Below are 19,159 nucleotides of genomic sequence, written 5' to 3' on the forward strand. Positions count from 1 at the left end.
TTCAGGAGGGGTTATGAAAACCATCAAGGGGCCTGGCATTTTTCTGGCGCAATTTATCGGGGATCGCCCGCCATTTAACACCCTGGAAGGCGTGGCAAAATGGGCGGCGGAGCTGGGCTATAAGGCATTACAAATCCCGTGTAATCACAAGTCGCTGTTTGATGTCGAACAAGCTGCTGTAAGTCAGGCTTATTGTGATGATATTCGCGGGATGCTGGCCGGATATGGGTTAGTGATTAGCGAATTATCTACCCATCTTGAAGGTCAACTGGTTGCCGTCCATCCGGCTTACGATGACGCTTTTGACGGATTTGCTCCGCCGTCTGTACGCGCTAATCCGCAGGCCAGACAGGCATGGGCCATCGAAACCTTACACCAGGCCGCTGCGGCTTCGCAAAGACTGGGGCTGACGGCACATGCCACGTTTTCAGGTTCGCTTGCCTGGCCTTTCTTTTATCCGTGGCCACCGCATAATCGTCAGCGCTTTGAAGAGGCTTTTCTGGAGCTGGCGCGCCGCTGGAGACCGATTCTCGATCGCTTTGATCACCATGGGGTGGATGTTTGCTTTGAGATCCATCCCGGCGAAGATCTGCACGATGGCGTGACGTTCGAGCGTTTTCTTGCGCTGGTTGATAATCATCCTCGCTGCAACATTCTCTATGACCCGAGCCATCTGTTATTGCAACAGATGGATTATCTTGGGTTTATCGATGTCTATCACTCGCGTATTAAAGCGTTCCACGTCAAGGACGCTGAGTACCATGCCAGTAGCCGCAGCGGTGTCTATGGCGGTTATCAGCCGTGGCTCGATCGCGCCGGGCGCTTCCGTTCTTTGGGGGACGGGCAGGTCGATTTCAAAACGATCTTCAGCAAGCTCACACAATATGATTTCCCTGGCTGGGCGGTGCTGGAATGGGAGTGTTGCCTGAAAGACGCGCAAACCGGGGCGCGTGAGGGGAGTGATTTTATACGCCGCCATGTTATTCCGGTTTCTGCACGTGCATTTGATGATTTCGCCGCTGGCGATGAGGTACGCAAATGATACAGGTTGGCATTATTGGCAGCGGATTTATTGGGCCTGCACATATTGAGGCGTTGCGTCGACTCGGCGGTGTGAACGTGGTGGCGCTCTGTGATAGCTCGCTGGCGGTTGCCCAGGAACGCGCAGATGCTCTTCATATTCCTCATGCGTACGGCAGCGTTGAAGCGCTGCTGGCGCATCCCGGACTACAGGTAGTGCATAACTGTACACCGAATCATCTGCATGCCGACATCAATCGGCAGATTTTACGCGCGGGTATGCACGTGTTTTCAGAAAAGCCGCTGTGTATGACGCCGGATGAGGCTCGTGAACTGGAAACGCTGGCGCAGCAGGCTGGAGTGGTGCACGGCGTGAGCTTTGTCTATCGCCAGTTTGCAATGGTGCAGCAGGCGGCCAGTATGGTCAGAAGCGGCAGCGTGGGCAGTCTGTTTGCCGTACAGGGGAGCTACCTGCAGGACTGGATGCTGCTGGAGACTGACTACAACTGGCGGGTCGATGCCGCACAGGGCGGCGATTCACGGGCGGTAGCGGATATCGGTTCGCACTGGTGTGATACGGTGCAATTCGTGACTGGAAAACGTATTGTCGAGGTGATGGCCGATTTGGCTATCGTCTGGCCGGTACGTAAAGCCAGCATTGCCAGTAACGCTACGTTTGGCCAGCAAACGGCTGATGTGCAATTTGAGGATAAAGCGGTTACGACAGAAGATCGTGGGTCGGTGCTGGTACGTTTTGATGATGGCAGCAAAGGCTGCTTTAGCGTTTCGCAGGTGAGTGCCGGGCGCAAGAATCACCTGAGCTTTGAAATTAACGGTAGCCACTGTTCACTGCACTGGGATCAGGAAACGCCGCAACAGCTTTGGGTTGGGCATCGTCAGCAGGCGAACCAGATCCTGACGGACGACCCTGGATTGATGAATGCTGATGTAGCTGCCAGTGCGCACTTTCCGGGTGGGCATATTGAAGGCTGGCCGGATGCGTTCAAGAATATGATGCAGCAGTTTTATCAGGCGGTGTTGGCAGGCAAAATGCCCGCGACGGCGGAGCGTCGATTTGCGTCTTTTTCTGATGGTGCGGATGTGATGTATATTATTGATGCAATTATAAAAAGCCATCAGCAGCAGCGTTGGATATCAGTACAGCGCTAAACACGCATCCGGTTCGCCAGTCGGCGATTTTATGGTAGCCTCAACGCAAAGCGTAAACCGCAGGATGTGTCGTCGTTATGTCTATTCAAAAAATCGCCCAGCTTGCCGGTGTGTCGGTGGCGACGGTATCGCGTGTACTGAATCACAGTGATACCGTCAAAGCCAAAAATCGTGAGCGCGTGCTACAGGCTATTAAAGAAAGCAATTATCAGCCCAACCTGCTGGCGCGTCAGCTGCGTACGGCACGTAGTTCGATGATTCTGGTGATGGTTTCCAACATCGCCAATCCTTTTTGTGCAGAAGTTGTTAAAGGCATTGAAGAGGAGGCGGAGAAGAATGGCTATCGCATTTTACTGTGTAATTCCGGCTCGGATACAGCCCGCTCAAAATCAGCATTGAAGCTCCTGTCGGGGAAAATCGTCGATGGCATTATCACCATGGATGCATTCTCCAAATTACCGGAACTGACTACGCTGATTGGCGATGCGCCCTGGGTTCAGTGCGCGGAATATGCTGACAAAGGCGCGGTTTCCTGCGTGGGGATTAACGATGTTGACGCCGCACAGTCGGTAATATCTCACCTGGTGGATAAGGGCTACCGACGAATTGCCTTAATCAATCATGACCTGAGTTATAAATATGCTCGTTTGCGCGAACGCGGCTATAAAGCGGCGCTGCATGCGCTGTCGCTTGAATATCAGGCTGTGGAATATGCCAGTGAATTAAGTTCCAGTGCAGGAATTGCGGCGATGAAAACACTACTTGCCGCAAAGGTGAAACCCGACGCGGTGTTTGCCGTATCGGACACGCTAGCCGCTGGTGCGATGCGCGCTATTTTCGATGCCGGATTACAGATCCCGCAGGATATCGCCGTTGTTGGTTTCGACGGTACGGAACTGGCAGAAATGGTTTCTCCACAGCTTTCGACCATTGAGCAGCCCTCACGGGATATAGGCCGCAAAGCGGTAGGATTATTGCTGAATAAAATAGAAAATCCTGACGCGCAGACGGAAAGGGTGATGATGGACTGGCGCTATATTTCACGCGCCAGTACCTGAGCTTTATCGCTGAAACGCGCCAGACAGCGCACGAATATCGTTTCCGGTAGGCGACTGATGAATGCGCAAGCCAAACTCTTCGACTACGGCAAATATATGGTCGAAGATATCAGCCTGAATACTTTCATATTCCAGCCAGACCACCGTATTGGTAAAGGCATAAATTTCGATCGGTAATCCGTGATCGTCCGGCGCAAGCTGGCGCACCATTAACGTCATATCTTTGCGAATACGCGGATGATGACGCAAATACTCGTTCAGATAAGCGCGGAAGGTGCCAATATTGGTCATCCGGCGGTGATTCAACACCGATTCAGGCGCATCTAACTGCTGATTCCACTCGTCAATTTCCTGGTGACGTGCGGTTAAATACGGTTTCAGCAGGTGGGCTTTATGCAGACGCTGGCGCTCATCCTCATCAAGAAAATGGATGCTGGTGGCATCGATGCTGATGCTGCGTTTTATTCTCCGCCCACCGGAAGCCGACATTCCACTCCAGTTTTTAAAAGAGTCTGAGACCAGTGACCAGGTTGGGATAGTGGTGATGGTGTTATCCCAGTTGCGCACTTTCACGGTGGTTAAGCCAATATCGATAACCGCGCCATCTGCACCATATTTCGGCATTTCCAGCCAGTCACCCAACTTCAACATATCGTTGGCTGAAAGTTGTATTCCGGCAACCAGTCCGAGGATTGGATCTTTAAACACCAGCATTAACACGGCGGCCATGGCGCCCAGACCGCTTATCAGTATTGCCGGTGACTGACCAATCAGCAGGGAAATCATCAATATTCCGACGAGAATTGCGCTGATGAGTTTGATGCCCTGGAATATGCCTTTTAGCGGCAATTGCGACGCAGCAGGGAGTTTTTGCGACAGATTGAGAATAACGTCCAGCAGGGAAAACAGGGACAGCAGGGCGTACATCATGATCCACAACTGTGCGCAGGTCACTAATATTTCTGCTGCTTCGCTGCCTTTCTGTAGCCAGAGTGCGGCCTGTATATTGACAATGATACCCTGTAGGGTGAATGCCAGTCGGTGAAATAACTTGTTCTGCGTGATGATTTGTAGCCACAGGCGGGAGCTGGCGCTGGCGCGCTTTTCAAATGCGCGTAATACCACCCAGTGCAAAATAACGTGAACAATAATGGCGGTGATAAAAATAATGCCAAAAATCATCACCAATGAGGTGGTGTGATTTATTTCAATGCCGAGTTCTTCTACCTGAGATATCAATTCCTGCATAACGTCTCCTTAATAAACAGCGGTCTATGATGACCGCTGCGCGGAGCTTATGCAAATGCGGAGGATTAGACTTCCGTCAGCGTCGTTTCCAACGGCAGACGAGATTTCGGCAGCGCGGCGTTGAAATCTTCTACGCTGTGATGACCCACAGGAACCACCACTACGCTGGTGAAACCTTTTTCTTTCAGGCCAAATTCTGCATCCATGACTGCTGAATCAAAGCCTTCGATCGGCACAGCATCCAGGCCCATCGCCGCAACGCCCAGCAGGAAGTTACCGACGTTCAGGTACACCTGTTTTGCCATCCAGTGGTTGTCATCTTTCAGTTCTTTGCGATGCATGTCGGCAAAGAAGGTGCGGCCTTTGTGGTTTGCGGCTTTCGCTTCAGGCGTGGCGAAACGACCATCGCTTTCTTCTTGATCCACCACGCGTTCCAGCCATGCATCATCCATCGCCGTTTTGGCGCAGAACACCACAACGTGGGAAGCATCCAGCATTTTACGTTCGTTGAATACAAAGCCGCCGGCTGCGGATTTAGCCACACGCGCCTTACCTTCGTCAGTGCTGGCGACGATAAAGTGCCATGGCTGAGAGTTGGTGCTGGACGGGCTAAACTGCAGCAGCGTTTTTAATTTTTCGGCCTGCTCAGCGGTCAGTTTTTTATTCGGATCGAATGCCTTAGTGGAGTAACGTTTTAAGGCGACAGAAACAATATCCATAACTACTCCTGGTGATTTTCCATACCCTGCGGGTGCGTTTTGTTTCAGCAGGGTACAGGGTTAGCAGGAAAAAGATAAGACAGGAAAATGCAAAAACACTTATCGGGGTTAGCGATAAATCAACCTGGACGCAGGCGTTTTTGATCCCGCTTCGGCAAGCCGTCGACGACGCGGTGCCAGGAATCATTCACCAGCTCTGCCAGTAATGACTCGGTAATATCGTCACCAGGATAGACCGAGATCCAGTGCTTTTTATTCATGTGATAGCCGGGCTTAATGCTGGGGTAGATCTGCTGGTTTAACAGTGATTTTTGCGGATCGGATTTCAGGTTAATAAGCGGCCGTCTGCGAAGCTCCGTGACCAGCATAAAAATTTTACCGCCAACCTTGAAGACATCGTATTCCGGGCCGAAAGGCCAGCAGTGTTCGGTAAAAGGCAATTCAAGCGCAAGGCGTTTCGCACAGGCAGGTAGGGTCTGGCCGTCCATTATTGTTCCTCGCGGGTCAGGGCGCGCCACATGGCTTCAAACCCCATCGAAATATATTCATTTGCGCGGGCAGCGTCGCGGGCGGCGAACTCCATGGTGGTTTCTGCCAGAGAAAGGAATAGCGCGTCGCCAAAGGCGCGATATTCGTCAGACATAAACTCGGGTCGTACGGAACGATGACAAAGATCGCGCAGTTCCGGGAACATATCGTCAGCCTGTTGTTCGGTTTCTTTGCTTATTTTCTCGCTGACGGCCAACTGACGAATCGTGCGATGCCCGCAGGTGTGGTTCAGGCCCCAGCTAATGTAGCTGTTCCAGATGTAGTGAGTCATGGTTTTGGCATCGGTCACTGAACGATCCAGGTTTGCCATCATCGACTGACAAAGGTCTTGCTTCAAAAAGAGGTAAAGCTCGTTGATCAAATCATCTTTGGTCGCGAAATAGCGAAACAACGTTCCCTCCGCAACCCCTGCATTGCGCGCGATTACGGCGGTAGAGGCCGCAACACCTGATTGTGCAAATGCTGTGGTTGCAGCTTCCAGTAATGCCAATTTTTTGTCTTCACTCTTCGGACGAGCCACTACACTTTACCCTTAAGTCTGTAAAAAACATGATTGAATCACGGCGTTTGCTGCGCCGCAACGGCGAATGTCAAAGATTGAAAATCATCTTGACGGAGAACTTTCGATTTCTATAATGAGTGCTTACTCACTCATAATCAAGAGTCAGTCGCGCAAACCAGCGGAAAGGGGGCGCGTTTAAGGTCAGGATATGAAGCGTCTCACAGTTTGTGTGGTTGTTATTATGCTTATTGCTGCAGCTGCAAGTTTACCGTTTGTACTCAATGCCGGGTTTGGTCAGGCGCCGCAAGGGGCACAACTAAGTCAGGTTGAACAGTCACCGCACTATCGTGATGGACAGTTTCATAACCAGGTGCCGACACCGGGCTATACCGGCAACAAAGGCATGCTGGCGGCCTGGTGGGAGTTTCTGGTCGCTAAGCGTGAAAATGCACGACCAGCACAACCGTTACCTATGGTCGCGACCGATCTCGCCGGGCTTTCGCCGCAGCAGGATACCCTGGTCTGGCTGGGCCATTCTTCGTGGTATTTACAGCTGGCGGGTCAGCGTATCCTGATTGATCCGGTTTTCAGCAATTATGCCGCACCGTTCTCGTTCCTGAACAAGGCCTTTGCCGGTGATTATCCGTGGACCGCACAGACGATGCCGGAGATAGACCTGCTCATCATCTCGCACGATCACTATGACCATCTGGATCTCGCCACTATCAAGGCGCTAATGCCGAAAATTAAGCGGGTGATTACGCCGCTCGGCGTGGGATCGCATTTGCGTTACTGGGGGATGCGCAGCGAGATAATCGAAGAACGGGACTGGAATCAGTCCGTCAGAGTGACGGATTCTCTGATCGTTCATGTGCTGCCTGCTCGTCATTTCTCGGGACGTGGTATCAAACGCAACCAAACGCTATGGGCGAGCTTCATGTTCGAAACGCCGGAGCAGAACGTTTATTACAGCGGCGATTCCGGCTATGGACCGCATTTTAAAGCCATCGGCGAGCAATTTGGCTCTGTCGATTTGGCGATTATGGAGAACGGTCAGTATGACCAGGACTGGAAGTTTATTCACATGATGCCGGAAGAAACGGCGCAGGCTGCGGCAGATCTGCATGCGAAAGCCGTGTTGCCAGGGCATGCCGGCCGTTTCGTTCTGGCGAAACATACCTGGGATGATCCTTACAAACGACTGGCGCTTGCCAGCCGTCATCAGGATTACCGACTGCTGACGCCAATGCTGGGTGAACCGGTAATACTGTCCGAACCGGACCAACCGTTTACGGCCTGGTGGCAACAGGTGACTCAATGAATACAGGGGAGAGCATGATGACGATTTCTGCTCAGGTAATTGATACGATTGTTGAATGGATTGATGATAATTTGAATCAGCCATTGCGCATTGATGATATTGCACGCCATGCGGGATATTCCAAATGGCACCTGCAGCGTCTTTTTATGCAGTACAAAGGCGAAAGTCTTGGGCGTTACATCCGCGAGCGCAAGCTGCTGCTGGCGGCGCGCGATCTACGCGATACCGACCAGAAAGTGTACGACATCTGTTTGAAATACGGATTCGATTCGCAGCAGACCTTTACGCGTATTTTCACCCGTACGTTCAGCCAGCCGCCGGGAGCTTATCGCAAAGAAAATCATAGCCGAACGCATTAACAGCAGAGGGTTCTCGCGGGCCTAATCCGCCAGCGAGAACCAGCGCCGCCAGATGAAGCGCAGCACCAAATATTCAATCACGCCCAGCAGTAAAAACCACAGGCAAAACAGTAAAGTATAAAACTGATTGAGATCCATCAGATGAAAAATGGCGACGAGTTTTTGTGCCAGCATCAGGCCAAGTGAGGGGGCAGGTAGCAGCAGGCAAGACAAAAAAGCCAGTAGCAGGATCCCTGCGACAGTCATCAGTGATTCAAGCGGGTGTTTCATGACATTGTTAAACTTGAGTTAAAAAGCTATTGTCCGGGATCTCAGCGGGCAACGCAAATTCCCACGCTTACAACCCCGCCCAAATCTCACAATGTTTTTTCACCAGACCACTTAGTGACCCGCCTTCGGCGACAAAGTCACGCATGTTTTGTGCTTCATCATGACCATTTTTAACCTGCAGATGTATAGCTTCAATCGCGCTGGTTGCGCCTACTTTATCTGCAGAGGTAGCGATATTCTCCAGGAGTCGCAATGTGTCTTCTGACAGGCGGCAACCGTCGCCGGTATTGACGTCGGTGACGATTCCCGCCATACCAAAGCGACAGGCCTGAAAACGATTGAATTTATACAACAGGTAATCACGCTCCTGGTGCTTGAATGGACGTTTGGTGAGTAACCAGTGGGCGGTAGCCTGAATAAGTCCTGCCATATTGACCGCATGATCAAGGGTCAGCGGCGTATCCATGACCCGAACCTCTACCGTGCCAAAGTGCGGGCTGGGGCGGATATCCCAGTGTAAATCTTTAATGCTATCAATCATGCTGGTGTAAGCCAGTCGACGGAATAGCCCCTCGAATTCTTGCCAGTTATTCACCCATGGCATCGGGCCATTATCGGGAAATCCGGAGAATATATTCAGTCGCGCGCAGGCAAACCGCGTGTCGGAGGTCTGCATATAAGGTGAGGCGGCCGAGAGCGCAATAAAATGGGGAACAAATCGCGACAGGCCGTGTAGCAGGTAAATGGCATCATCGCCGTTTGCGCAGCCGATATGTACATGCTGGCCGAATACCGTCGCCTGCTGGATAAGATAGCCAAAATTTTCCAGGTTGCGCCGATAGCGTTCGTCATCGCAGACTTCCTGACGTTGCCATTTTTGAAATGGATGTGTGCCGCCGCCACAAATGGCGAGGTGATGCTCTGCAGCAACTCGCATAATTATCTGCTGCATAGCGGACAATTCAGCATCAGCCTGGTCGATATTTCGGCAAACTCCGGTCGCCATCTCCAGCATACTTTCGGTGATATCGTGCTTCACTTCTCCGGCGGTGAGCTGCGGTTTTACGGCATCAATCAGCCGGGAAGAATCCTGGCTCAGGTCGTAGCCTGGCGGATTGACCACCTGCATTTCCAGTTCAATGCCTAACGTAAAAGGGTCGGAAACATGAAAATCGGGTAGTGGCATAAGGCTCTCTTCCGCGTTGATTTTTAATCAGTATAGAAGGACTGCTGATTTTCTGTTTGTTGTCAAAATCACCCTGGTGACGCTTTGAAGGTGTAATGGCCGGTGTTATAACTATTTTTTTCTTCGCAACTGGGGTTGAATCGTGCCGGAAATAAATCTTTATGGGCAGACCGTCGGCGATGTCGTGCCGGACTGGAATGGCGCTGCCGTACTGCCACGGGAAACGCTGATAGGGCAATATTGTCGACTGGTTCCCCTGGATGCCGACAGCCATGCCGCCGATCTGTTTGATGCCTACGCGCAGGCGCCGGACGATCGCGACTGGACCTGGCTTGCAAGCTCTCGCCCCACAAGCGTCGAGGCCGCAGCTTGCTGGGTGCAGGGGAAAGTTACTGATGCATCTCTGGTTCCCTATGCCGTCATTGAACAGCGTTCAGGACGTGCCGTTGGACTGGTGTGCTTTATGGCGATTGAACGAGAGCACGGTTCGGTCGAAATTGGTCATGTGACCTGGTCACCGCGTATGAAAAATACGGTTCTCGGCACCGAAAGCATCTGGCTGCTGTTACGCCAGGCATTTGCGTTGGGCTATCGTCGCGTGGAGTGGAAATGCGATTCTCTGAACACCGCTTCTCGAAGGGCAGCGGAACGCCTTGGGTTTATCTTCGAAGGTCGCTTTCGCCAGAAGATTGTGCGCAAGGGGCGTAATCGCGACAGCGACTGGTTATCAATGATTGATAGCGAATGGCCCCAGTGTGACGCCGTGTTACAGCGCTGGTTGGCCGCAGAGAACTTTGATGAACACGGGCGGCAACGAAAAACGCTGGCTGCCTGTAGCCGCGAATAAATTAACGCCCGCAGCTAACAATGGCTGCGGGCGTATTGCTGTTTACCAACAGATAAATCCGCCATCTACAACCAGGTCTACACCGGTGCAAAATGAAGCGGCATCGCTGGCCAGAAAGAGTGCCGGGCCCGCCATCTCTTCCACTTTTGCCATGCGCTGAATTGGCGTCTGGCTTTCAAACTCCCGCGTCTGATGAACCATTTCCGGTCGAGTATTCATCGGCGTGGCGGTATATCCCGGGCTGATGGAGTTCACGCGTATTCCTTTTCCAATCCACTCCATCGCCAGGCTTTTCGACAGATGAATCACCCCCGCCTTAGCGCTATTGTAATGGGCTTGTTCAAGGCCTCGGTTAACAATAATCCCGGACATGGATGCGATGTTAATAATCGAGCCACCACCGGATTCCAGAATCAGCTCGGCTTCGGCTTTACAGGAATTCCACACGCCAGTGAGGTTAATGTCGATAACGCGCTGCCACTGCTCGCTTTCCATTTCCAGCGCAGGGTTGGCGTTGGCAATGCCTGCGGCATTGACCGCAATATCCAGACGACCAAAGCGTTCCTTCGCCAGGGCTACCGCGGCGCGAAGGTCGCTAAGCTGGCGGACATCGCCCGTATAGAGCGCAGCCTGGGCGCCAATAGCGGTGATAGCATCAACGGTCGCGTTCAGCCCGCCGTCTTCGCGCAAATCAAAACAGATCACGTGCGCGCCCGCGCTGGCAAGTGCGCAGGCGATAGTCTGACCGATGCCGCTACCTGCGCCAGTAACGAAAGCGACGCGCCCCTCAAGATTAAACAGTTGTTGAGCAAAATCTTTTGTAATCATAGTGATGACTCTCTTAACAGATACCCTGGTGGGCATTAAGACATAATCAGGCCGCCATCGATGTTGATGGTTTGTCCGGTGAGATAACGCGCATCGTCAGAGGCGAGAAAAGCGACCAGTCCGGCGACATCCTCAGGTTTGCCCGCGCGTTTCATGGGGATGCCTTTAACCCATTCCGCCATCAGTTCACCTTTGCCATAGCGTTTTTCATCTGTGCTGAGAATTTCGCCCCAGACACGATCGTTGTAATCCCACATTTCGCTTTCGATTATCCCTGGGCAAAAGGCGTTGACGGTGATATTCCACGGTGCCAACTCATGCGCCAGGCTTTGCGTAATACCAATTACGCCCATCTTGCTGGCGGCGTAGTGTGGGGTATAGATGAAACCCTGGCGTCCCTGACCGGAAGAGGTATTAATCAGACAGCCCTGGTTTTGCTTAACCATATATTTTGCTGCTTCCCGACAGCAGAGCCATACGCCAGTGGTATTTACGGCGAGGACTTTTTCGAAATCGGCTTTCGGCATGCGGTCGAAATAGTCGATGGTGATAACACCCGCGTTTTGAATCGAGACATCAATGGTGCCGAAGCGCGCTGCGGCCTGCTCGTACAGAGATTGCACCTGCGCCTCATTGGTGACATCCACCTGCAAAGATAAAATATCTGCCTGATAGCGCTGACGAAGCTGTTCCGCTGTTTCGTGGACGCGCTCTGCATTAGATACCATCACCAGGTTTGCGCCGTCGCGGGCAAAACGTTCGGCGATACCTGCGCCAATCCCTCGACAAGCACCAGTGATGACAATTGTCTTACCATGAAAATCACGTTGCATATTTTTATCCCCTGTATAGGCCGGGCAAAAGATGCCCGGCGGAATGTTGCTGCTTAACTGGATACGGTATTTACTGAAGGTGCTGCCGCCAACTTTTCTTCATGGCGACGCATAAGAATGACTTTGTTCTGCAGCTTTTGCTGGAACTGATCGACAACAACGGCGGTGACGATAACCACACCTTTGATAACCATCTGCCAGAAGTCGCTGACGCCCATCATCACCATGCCATCGGCGAGGAAGACAATTACGAAGGCACCGATAATGGAGCCGGAGACGCGTCCGCGTCCTCCCGCGAGCGCAGTTCCGCCCAGCACAGTTGCGCCAATGGCATCCATCTCAAACATATTGCCGGTCATCGGATGTGCGGTTTGCAGTTGTGAAGCCACAATCAGCCCAACAAAAGCGGCACACAGGCCGGAAAAGGCGTACACAAAGATCTTCGCTTTTACGATAGGGACACCCGCCAGACGTGCGGCGGACTCGTTCCCTCCAATCGCGTAGATATAGCGGCCAAGTGGGGTTTTGGTGGTTACCCAGTAGCCCAGCAGCAGGAAGGCAATCATCAGCCAGATAGGGAGATAAATCCCCAACAAAGTACCTGAACCCAGCGTGGCAAAACCGGTATTGCCCAGCGCGTCCATGCCGTTAAGATTTGGGTAAGTGCTGCCGTCGTTAAACAGAAGAGCAGATCCTCTGGCAACGTACATCATGCCGAGCGTACAGATAAACGGCGCAACGCCGAAACGCGTGATGACGGCACCGTTGACAAAACCAACGACAACGCCGAAGAGGGCAACACAGATTATGACCTCTGGTACGTTGAAGAAGATGATGTTGCCACCCCAGATGGGCAGACCGTTGGTAAGCAAGGCGCCTGCAACCATGCCGCAAATACCCGCTACCGCCCCGACGGACAGATCGATACCGCCAGTGAGTATCACCAGCGTCATACCAATTGCCAGTAAGCCCGTGATGGCGACGTGCTGGGTCATGATCAACAGGTTAGAGGTGGTCAGGAAATTAGGTACCATCACGCTAAAGAATGCGATAACCAGCAGCAGTGCGATAAACGTTCTGGCCTTCAGGAGGTACATATAAATCATATATTTCTGGTTCATGATGGATTCCAGCCTGATTAATCTTGAGGTGTAGAAGCCGCGATTAATGTCTCGCGGGTGACCGCATGACGGGGGACATCAGCGGTTATTCGGCCATCGGCCATCACCAGAATACGGTCCGCCAGCGCCATCACTTCGTCCAGCTCTGATGAAGAGAACATCACAGCCAATCCTTGCTGCGCCATTTTGCCGATAAGGTGATACACGTCGGTTTTGGCACCCACATCAATGCCTCGGGTGGGTTCATCAAGGAAGACCACCTGCGGTTGCGTCATCAATGCTTTACCCAGCACCACTTTTTGCTGATTACCACCGCTTAATGAGGTGATAGGCAATTGGGGATCGCTCACTTTGATGGCCAGTTGCTGGATCATCGCCTTCACGCTGGCCTGCTCTTTATGCGGGTTTAACCATTTCCAGGCCCGACGAAAGCCTTGCAGGCTGAAGTCAGACAGCGTCATGTTGGACTGAATCGACATCATCTGCACAACGCCTTCGCCCTGACGGTCTTCAGGCACCAACGCCAGCCCCTTTTTAAGACGTGACTGAAAATGGGCTTTATCAATGCATTCGCCGTTAAGCTGCACGCTCCCACTCTGGCAGGGCATAAGTCCCACCAGACCTTTGAACAGTTCCGTGCGTCCAGCGCCCAGCAGACCATAGATTCCGATGACTTCGCCTTTACTGAGGCTAAACGTCACGTCATTAAGCTTATAGCCGCCGCTCGGATGAAGGGCTGTGAGACCCTGTACGGATAAAACCGTTTCACCTTTTGGTGCGGGTTGATAATCAAAATGTTTTTTCTTGTCACCCACCATTTGTTCAATGATCCACGGAATACTGGCATCATTGACTGGGCGTTCGCTGATAAAACGACCGTCGCGGAAAATCGTGATGTAATCACCAATTTCCATCAACTCTTCCAGACGGTGAGATATATAGATGATGGTGACACCGCGCCGTTTAAGTTGCTCAATGACGTTAAACAACACTTTCACCTCAGACTGGCTGAGTGCGGAGGTTGGTTCATCCATGATTAAAACGCGGGTATCTTTGGAGAGCGCACGAGCAATTTCGACCAGTTGCTGATGACCGATCCCTAGTTCCTCCAGAGGTGTATACGGATCAACATCCAGCTCGAGTCTTTCCAGTAAGGATTTTGCCAGTGCGTACTGGTATTTTTCGTTGATTTTCCCTTTTTGAAAGAACTCGTTAGCCATGAAAATATTATCCATGACATTCATGTTTGGGAATAAATTCAACTCCTGAAAAATAATGCTGATACCCAGTTTTTCGGCCTGATGGGTCGAATTTAATGTGACGGGTATGCCATCCATAATAATTTGTCCGGAAGAGGGACTTTCGACACCAGCAAGCATTTTCATCATGGTGGACTTACCAGCACCATTTTCTCCGATCAGCACGTTTACTTTATTCCGATATACCCGGTAGTTGACGCTATCTAATGCCACTACCCCAGGGTAAACACGCGATAAATCGTGTGTTTCGATAATAACTTCAGATTCGACGGAATGAGGAGTGACGATATCTTGCTGCTGCATGTTATTGTCCTCCTACAGATTCAATTTTCGCTGGTGTAATAACCGGGATGGATTTTGGTATCTCCCACTCAGAGAAAACACCATAAACGTGTACTGATTCTCCGGTTTTAAGCTGCGCAGATTGGATCATCTTTATTGCTTGTTCGTTAATTCCTCGACCATATTCACCAAATAATACCTGGTCATTGAAATCACTATAACTTGTGCCTTTAAAGGCATCGCGTAATTGTGTGCCGCGCAGCGTCGGACCAATCTGCACAATAATGCTGTTGCCGCTTTTATCGGCGATAGTCATTTTTCCACTACGAGAGGCGGTATCAAGATTGCTAATTTTTCCTTCTACTTGTACGTAAAAGATGCAGGGATTCTCTTCCTGAGAACGGTAGCCGAGATTTTTACAGGCGCTATCAAAATCTTTTTCAGCATGCAAGGCCATTAATAAATCGGCCACCGGACGAGCCTGCCCGACAATTTGCGGAACAATTTTGTTTTGCCACGTTTGATCAATATTGGCCATGTGTGGATTCGGTGGCGACTTGAGGTCCGCAAGTTCCTGCTGCGAGACGATGCGGCATCCGCCCACGGTCAACAAGGCCAGCGCAAACCAGGCTTTTTTAGACATAATGTTCTCCTCTGCGCCTCCTGAGAGGCGCAACAACCCGGGATCAGGACTTGATATTGAAATCCTGCACTTTATCTGCGTTTTCTTTAGTGATAAGAATTCCGCGGAACATGACGCGTTGCTTTTCGGGTTTTATGCCTTTTTGCAGGTAGTTATCCAGATCGGTAACCCCTTGTGCTGCGATAGCCTGAGCCTGGAGCATGACGGTTGCCTGTAGAGTGCCTGCTTTCACCGCATCACGTTCGTCGTTGCTGCCGTCGATACCGACCACTACCACGTCGCTGCGGTTCGCCGCTTTTAATGCAGCAATAGCGCCCAGTGCAACAGGACCGTTACCGCAGATGATACCTTTCACGTCCGGGTGGGCCTGTAGGATGCTGTCCATAATACGTTTACCGTCGATAAGCGTACCTTTGGCATCCTGTCTGGCGACACTAACCATATCCGGGAACTGATCAATAACCTGGTGGAAGGATTTGGAGCGCGTAACACAATTATTATCCGCAAGGTTACACGTCAGTTCAGCATATTTACCTTTTTCGCCCATCTTCTCGACGAAAATATTTGCAACTTCGGAACCCGCCTGGAAGTTATTGTGGGTAATTTGCACCAGTGCAACATCATCAACGGGAATTTCACGGTTGATTAATATGACGGGAATTCCAGCTTTTTTCGCTTTTTCAATTGCCGCGACGCTGGCCGTTGAATCTGCATTATCCAGAACGATACCCTGGACTTTTTTGCCGATTGCCGTATCAATCAATTCATTCTGTTTTTTCACATCTTCACTGTGCGACAAAATTGTGGTTTTGTAGCCCAGTTCCTTGGCTTTTTCACTGGCACCTTTTGCTTCTGAGGCGTAATACGGGTTATCCAGTGAATTCACCATAATCATGATTGTCCCTTTTTCCGCTGCATGAGCAGTAAAAGACAAAGCAGTCAGGGTTGCAGCAGTTAACAGCGTTAAACGTAATTTCATGACAATGTTCTCTCTGTGTTGTTATTGTCGGGTACGGTGAAACAACGTAAAGCTTGAATTTCTTATGGTCCGGTGTCCTCCTGTATGTGTGGTAAATAACGTCGCGCGTTTTCCCAGGTGAGGCATCAGGCGGACGGGGCCGGTTTCCATAATGTTCTGTTTACCGCATGGCGCCATTCCTGCCATCTTTTTTGCAACCGATGATGGCGATCCATGTCGGGTTGAAATGTGCTATGTACGGTTAAAAAAGCTTTTAAATCAGTCAGTGAGCCAGGGTAAAGCGCTTTACGCGCCAGTAATGCCGCGCCAATGGCGGAAAGTTCTGGCACATCGCTACGCATAACCGGATAACCAAGCAAGTCTGCCTGGTATTGCATTAGCCAGTCGTTTTTGGTGGGGCCACCGTCAACCATTAATGCAGTTAACTTGAAATCATCGTGCTGCTGCATGGCAACTACAACATCGGCGATTTGATAGGTAATCGACTCAAGTGCGGCACGAATGAGATGTGCTCGTTTAACTCCCCGACTGAGTCCGCAGATGACTCCACGGGCACTATCATCCCACCACGGTGCGCCAAGCCCGGTCAGTGCTGGCACAAAATAAACGCCGAGGGTTGAATCAACGGAGGCGGGAAGGGTGTTGAGTTCGTAGGTCAGTTCGGCATCCGAAAGTTCGCTCAGACCCGTACTGTCTGCCATCCATGCCACCGCATCACCCGTGTGCGGGATATTGCCTTCCAGTCCGTATATGATGCTGTTTCCATCGTGCCAGGCGATGGTGGTAGCCAGTGCGTCAATATCACATTGGGCTGATTTGACCGGCGCCATCACCGATGACCCGGTACCGTAAGTTGCTTTAACGCATCCCATTTCGCCAAGAGCATGGCCAAACAGAGCGGCATGTGAGTCACCCACCATCGACATCACAGGAATGCCGTCTGGGATGCCATTGAGTCCACGAGTATGACCAAATAATCCACTGGAGGGTTTGATTTCCGGTAAGGCGGCGCGCGGAATGTGGAAGAGTGCCAGCATGGCTTCATCCCACTCTCCAGAGTGCAGGTTTAGCAACTGTGTGCGGGCGGCATTGGAATAGTCACAGCAGAAGGCTTCACCAGCGGTTAAATTCCATAGCAACCAACTGTCGATCGTTCCCAGGCAAATTTGTCCCTGCGCAGCCAGCTGTGGGCCATCGATCACGGATTCCAGTAGCCAGCGCATTTTTGATGCGGAGAAAAGTGGTGCGATTGGCAGACCAGTGGTTGATTTTATTAGTTGTTCTTTATTTTCATGCCGCAGTTCCTCGCAGTAAGCCGCACTGCGCGTACATTGCCAGGTGATTGCGGAATTTAGCGGTCTGCCAGTCTGGCGATACCAGCCTATGGCGGTTTCACGCTGATTACTGATAGCCAGTGCTGCGACGTTTTCAGCACCAACATGATTCACAGCTTTGGCAATGACACCAATAGAAGTATCAATCAACACCTCGCCAGATTGTTCAACCCAGCCATCCCGAGGGGTCTGAATCGCCAGTGGCTGAGAAAACTTTGCCACCACATTGCCCTGTGCATCAAGCGCAACCGCTTTGGCGTTAGTTGTGCCTTCATCCAGCGCAATGATGAACTCTTTCTTCGCTGCACACATAGATTATCTCCTGAGTCACATTGCGTCCCGGTTTGGAGGATAAAGCCCCCTCATTGTCGCGTCATTACTACATCAGGCCTGGCTGTGACATCGTTTTTCAATTATTGAATATATATTCGGTAGTGATTATTTATTTAATACCTTAGCCACAATCTTTCCGTTGGGCTACAGAAAAAATCATCAATTGTGCTGAGAATCACACTTACACAGACGGGACAATAACAGAAAGAAGAGTAAATTAAGGCGAGGTGAAACCTTTCAGTCTATTGAAATATATGGATTTTAGTCACAGCCTTTGCTTTTTATCTTTCGTGCAAAGGCTATCAGCGAATTGAGGATCAGGAGGTGACCAGCATGCGGGCCGTAGGATAGTCGGTAATGAGCACGTCGATATAACCTCCGTTCAACGCCCCTTTAATTGCCGCGACTTTGTCTGTACCGCCAGCAAGCGCCACGACATTCGGGCATTTTTTTACCTTGTCCAGGGCCATGCCAATCACTGGATCTTCGTCATCTTGCAATACCGGCTGGCCCTTGTTGTCGTAGTAATGCAGGCAAATGTCTCCGACCGCGCCGCGATCTGCCAGTACCTGCAACATATCTTCGTGGTAGTAGTTGCCTGATGTTTTCAGCAATTGGGACGGTTCGAGGATCCCGACGCCAACAATGGCGATGTCTACATTATCAAAGCGTGAAATCACATCGGCGACATCTTTGCTGGCAACGAGACGGTTTTTCTCTTCAACCGAGCCTTCGATACTCTGCGAAGGAAGCAGCCAGGCTTCACAATTCAGATGTTGTGCCAGCGTCTGCGTCAGAATTGTGGCCTGTACGTTGCCGTTGGGACCCACGCCGCCCAACAATTGAATTACGCCGCCGGCCTTCAGGTTCTGCGTATGGACTTCATCCACCATCGCTCGGATAGTCGAACTCCATGAGGAAACGCCCACCAGATCTTTGGGGCGCAGCCGGGTTTCCAGATAGTGGGCTGCGGCAGAACCAATGGCGCGTTTGATGGTGTGGTCGCTGGCATCCTCTTCGGTATCAACCACAATGGCCTGCTTAATGCCGTAACGTTCCTCGATCCCTTTTTCAAGATTAAGGAAGATATTTGAGGGCTGGACAACGCTGATTTTCACCACCCCTTCTTTCTGACAGCGGGTGATGGCGCGGGAGATAAACGACTGAGAAAGCGAGAGAAGTTGAGCAATATCGGACTGTTTGCGTCCTTCAAGATAGTAAAGGGTAGCGATTTTAACCAATAGCCGTTGTTCGTCCTGCTTAGCCATATATTTCCTCGAAAATCATTTACGTACCGC

At 51.2% G+C, this 19,159-nt stretch carries 20 protein-coding genes; 6 read left to right on the forward strand and 14 right to left on the reverse strand.

Features of this window, described 5'->3' with window-relative positions; all coding sequences use genetic code 11:
• Window positions 1-13 precede the first annotated feature (13 nt).
• The 3 genes from OGY10_RS08345 (at window position 14) to OGY10_RS08355 (ending at window position 3,248) form a co-directional block, all read left to right on the forward strand.
• Entirely contained in the window at window positions 14-1,042 is a 1,029-nt protein-coding gene (locus OGY10_RS08345; RefSeq protein WP_103284851.1) for a sugar phosphate isomerase/epimerase family protein, read from the forward strand.
• Window positions 1,039-2,190 carry a Gfo/Idh/MocA family protein gene (locus tag OGY10_RS08350; protein ID WP_111465954.1) on the forward strand — a complete coding sequence of 384 codons (1,152 nt, stop codon included), beginning with the start codon at window positions 1,039-1,041 and terminating at the stop codon, window positions 2,188-2,190. The genes OGY10_RS08345 and OGY10_RS08350 overlap by 4 nt, the downstream gene beginning before the upstream one ends.
• A 77-nt stretch (window positions 2,191-2,267) precedes the next feature.
• Window positions 2,268-3,248, forward strand: coding sequence for a LacI family DNA-binding transcriptional regulator (locus tag OGY10_RS08355; RefSeq protein WP_191226289.1), 981 nt, complete (start codon window positions 2,268-2,270; stop codon window positions 3,246-3,248).
• Window positions 3,249-3,251: 3 nt separating this feature from the next.
• Here the strand turns inward: OGY10_RS08355 and OGY10_RS08360 are convergent, their stop codons facing one another.
• The 4 genes from OGY10_RS08360 to OGY10_RS08375 all read right to left on the reverse strand — a co-directional run bounded on the left by OGY10_RS08360 (window position 3,252) and on the right by OGY10_RS08375 (window position 6,284).
• Complete coding sequence (locus tag OGY10_RS08360; protein WP_057066482.1) at window positions 3,252-4,496, reverse strand: mechanosensitive ion channel family protein; 1,245 nt, start codon at window positions 4,494-4,496, stop codon at window positions 3,252-3,254.
• Window positions 4,497-4,561: 65 nt separating this feature from the next.
• The gene (gene nfsB / locus OGY10_RS08365) at window positions 4,562-5,215 is read right to left on the reverse strand and encodes an oxygen-insensitive NAD(P)H nitroreductase (RefSeq protein WP_003831162.1); all 654 of its coding nucleotides are present in this window, start codon (window positions 5,213-5,215) and stop codon (window positions 4,562-4,564) included.
• A gap of 119 nt (window positions 5,216-5,334) precedes the next feature.
• Complete coding sequence (locus tag OGY10_RS08370; RefSeq protein ID WP_191226288.1) at window positions 5,335-5,703, reverse strand: MmcQ/YjbR family DNA-binding protein; 369 nt, start codon at window positions 5,701-5,703, stop codon at window positions 5,335-5,337.
• On the reverse strand, window positions 5,703-6,284 hold the full coding sequence (locus tag OGY10_RS08375; RefSeq protein WP_032942632.1) for a TetR/AcrR family transcriptional regulator: 582 nt from the start codon (window positions 6,282-6,284) through the stop codon (window positions 5,703-5,705). Before OGY10_RS08375 ends, OGY10_RS08370 begins: the two co-directional genes overlap by 1 nt.
• 190 nt (window positions 6,285-6,474) lie before the next feature.
• Between OGY10_RS08375 and OGY10_RS08380 the strand changes: the two genes are divergently transcribed.
• The gene (locus OGY10_RS08380) at window positions 6,475-7,587 is read left to right on the forward strand and encodes an MBL fold metallo-hydrolase (RefSeq protein ID WP_008784042.1); all 1,113 of its coding nucleotides are present in this window, start codon (window positions 6,475-6,477) and stop codon (window positions 7,585-7,587) included.
• A gap of 17 nt (window positions 7,588-7,604) precedes the next feature.
• The gene (locus tag OGY10_RS08385; RefSeq protein WP_003021996.1) at window positions 7,605-7,946 is read left to right on the forward strand and encodes a RamA family antibiotic efflux transcriptional regulator; all 342 of its coding nucleotides are present in this window, start codon (window positions 7,605-7,607) and stop codon (window positions 7,944-7,946) included.
• Window positions 7,947-7,967: 21 nt separating this feature from the next.
• Here OGY10_RS08385 and OGY10_RS08390 read toward each other — a convergent pair whose 3' ends face one another.
• Window positions 7,968-8,216, reverse strand: a complete 249-nt coding sequence (locus OGY10_RS08390) for a DUF1158 domain-containing protein (protein WP_032942634.1) — start codon at window positions 8,214-8,216, stop codon at window positions 7,968-7,970.
• A gap of 67 nt (window positions 8,217-8,283) precedes the next feature.
• Window positions 8,284-9,402, reverse strand: a complete 1,119-nt coding sequence (locus OGY10_RS08395; RefSeq protein ID WP_008784045.1) for a YbdK family carboxylate-amine ligase — start codon at window positions 9,400-9,402, stop codon at window positions 8,284-8,286.
• A gap of 142 nt (window positions 9,403-9,544) precedes the next feature.
• Between OGY10_RS08395 and OGY10_RS08400 the strand changes: the two genes are divergently transcribed.
• The gene (locus tag OGY10_RS08400) at window positions 9,545-10,249 is read left to right on the forward strand and encodes a GNAT family N-acetyltransferase (RefSeq protein WP_167820321.1); all 705 of its coding nucleotides are present in this window, start codon (window positions 9,545-9,547) and stop codon (window positions 10,247-10,249) included.
• Between the two features lie 42 nt (window positions 10,250-10,291).
• Here OGY10_RS08400 and OGY10_RS08405 read toward each other — a convergent pair whose 3' ends face one another.
• From OGY10_RS08405 to OGY10_RS08440, 8 genes are all read right to left on the reverse strand, one after another.
• Window positions 10,292-11,077 carry an SDR family oxidoreductase gene (locus OGY10_RS08405; RefSeq protein ID WP_060682608.1) on the reverse strand — a complete coding sequence of 262 codons (786 nt, stop codon included), beginning with the start codon at window positions 11,075-11,077 and terminating at the stop codon, window positions 10,292-10,294.
• 35 nt (window positions 11,078-11,112) lie between these two features.
• Entirely contained in the window at window positions 11,113-11,910 is a 798-nt protein-coding gene (locus OGY10_RS08410) for an SDR family oxidoreductase (protein WP_003831170.1), read from the reverse strand.
• 53 nt (window positions 11,911-11,963) lie between these two features.
• Window positions 11,964-13,031, reverse strand: a complete 1,068-nt coding sequence (locus OGY10_RS08415) for an ABC transporter permease (protein WP_003831171.1) — start codon at window positions 13,029-13,031, stop codon at window positions 11,964-11,966.
• A 17-nt stretch (window positions 13,032-13,048) separates the two neighbouring features.
• Window positions 13,049-14,593 (reverse strand): sugar ABC transporter ATP-binding protein, encoded by a 1,545-nt coding sequence (locus OGY10_RS08420; protein ID WP_008784047.1) that lies wholly within the window; start codon window positions 14,591-14,593, stop codon window positions 13,049-13,051.
• 1 nt (window position 14,594) lies between these two features.
• Window positions 14,595-15,215, reverse strand: coding sequence for a DUF2291 family protein (locus tag OGY10_RS08425; RefSeq protein ID WP_020996556.1), 621 nt, complete (start codon window positions 15,213-15,215; stop codon window positions 14,595-14,597).
• A gap of 43 nt (window positions 15,216-15,258) precedes the next feature.
• Window positions 15,259-16,194 (reverse strand): D-ribose ABC transporter substrate-binding protein, encoded by a 936-nt coding sequence (locus OGY10_RS08430; RefSeq protein WP_003831174.1) that lies wholly within the window; start codon window positions 16,192-16,194, stop codon window positions 15,259-15,261.
• Window positions 16,195-16,319: 125 nt separating this feature from the next.
• On the reverse strand, window positions 16,320-17,840 hold the full coding sequence (locus OGY10_RS08435) for an FGGY family carbohydrate kinase (RefSeq protein ID WP_191226287.1): 1,521 nt from the start codon (window positions 17,838-17,840) through the stop codon (window positions 16,320-16,322).
• Between the two features lie 338 nt (window positions 17,841-18,178).
• Entirely contained in the window at window positions 18,179-19,129 is a 951-nt protein-coding gene (locus OGY10_RS08440) for a sugar-binding transcriptional regulator (RefSeq protein ID WP_003831176.1), read from the reverse strand.
• Between the last annotated feature and the right edge of the window lie 30 nt (window positions 19,130-19,159).

The organism is Citrobacter sp. Cpo148 (genome assembly GCF_030332375.1).
Classification (GTDB): domain Bacteria; phylum Pseudomonadota; class Gammaproteobacteria; order Enterobacterales; family Enterobacteriaceae; genus Citrobacter; species Citrobacter portucalensis.

Excerpts from the sequence above, each read along its gene's own strand:
- OGY10_RS08345 (WP_103284851.1), top strand. The coding sequence starts at position 14 with ATGAAAACCATCAAGGGGCCTGGCATTTTTCTGGCGCAATTTATCGGG.
- OGY10_RS08395 (WP_008784045.1), bottom strand. The coding sequence starts at position 9,402 with ATGCCACTACCCGATTTTCATGTTTCCGACCCTTTTACGTTAGGCATT.
- OGY10_RS08385 (WP_003021996.1), top strand. The coding sequence starts at position 7,605 with ATGACGATTTCTGCTCAGGTAATTGATACGATTGTTGAATGGATTGAT.
- OGY10_RS08440 (WP_003831176.1), bottom strand. The coding sequence starts at position 19,129 with ATGGCTAAGCAGGACGAACAACGGCTATTGGTTAAAATCGCTACCCTT.
- OGY10_RS08420 (WP_008784047.1), bottom strand. The coding sequence starts at position 14,593 with ATGCAGCAGCAAGATATCGTCACTCCTCATTCCGTCGAATCTGAAGTT.
- nfsB (WP_003831162.1), bottom strand. The coding sequence starts at position 5,215 with ATGGATATTGTTTCTGTCGCCTTAAAACGTTACTCCACTAAGGCATTC.
- OGY10_RS08430 (WP_003831174.1), bottom strand. The coding sequence starts at position 16,194 with ATGAAATTACGTTTAACGCTGTTAACTGCTGCAACCCTGACTGCTTTG.
- OGY10_RS08425 (WP_020996556.1), bottom strand. The coding sequence starts at position 15,215 with ATGTCTAAAAAAGCCTGGTTTGCGCTGGCCTTGTTGACCGTGGGCGGA.
- OGY10_RS08380 (WP_008784042.1), top strand. The coding sequence starts at position 6,475 with ATGAAGCGTCTCACAGTTTGTGTGGTTGTTATTATGCTTATTGCTGCA.
- OGY10_RS08410 (WP_003831170.1), bottom strand. The coding sequence starts at position 11,910 with ATGCAACGTGATTTTCATGGTAAGACAATTGTCATCACTGGTGCTTGT.
- OGY10_RS08435 (WP_191226287.1), bottom strand. The coding sequence starts at position 17,840 with ATGTGTGCAGCGAAGAAAGAGTTCATCATTGCGCTGGATGAAGGCACA.
- OGY10_RS08405 (WP_060682608.1), bottom strand. The coding sequence starts at position 11,077 with ATGATTACAAAAGATTTTGCTCAACAACTGTTTAATCTTGAGGGGCGC.
- OGY10_RS08360 (WP_057066482.1), bottom strand. The coding sequence starts at position 4,496 with ATGCAGGAATTGATATCTCAGGTAGAAGAACTCGGCATTGAAATAAAT.
- OGY10_RS08415 (WP_003831171.1), bottom strand. The coding sequence starts at position 13,031 with ATGAACCAGAAATATATGATTTATATGTACCTCCTGAAGGCCAGAACG.
- OGY10_RS08390 (WP_032942634.1), bottom strand. The coding sequence starts at position 8,216 with ATGAAACACCCGCTTGAATCACTGATGACTGTCGCAGGGATCCTGCTA.
- OGY10_RS08350 (WP_111465954.1), top strand. The coding sequence starts at position 1,039 with ATGATACAGGTTGGCATTATTGGCAGCGGATTTATTGGGCCTGCACAT.
- OGY10_RS08370 (WP_191226288.1), bottom strand. The coding sequence starts at position 5,703 with ATGGACGGCCAGACCCTACCTGCCTGTGCGAAACGCCTTGCGCTTGAA.
- OGY10_RS08355 (WP_191226289.1), top strand. The coding sequence starts at position 2,268 with ATGTCTATTCAAAAAATCGCCCAGCTTGCCGGTGTGTCGGTGGCGACG.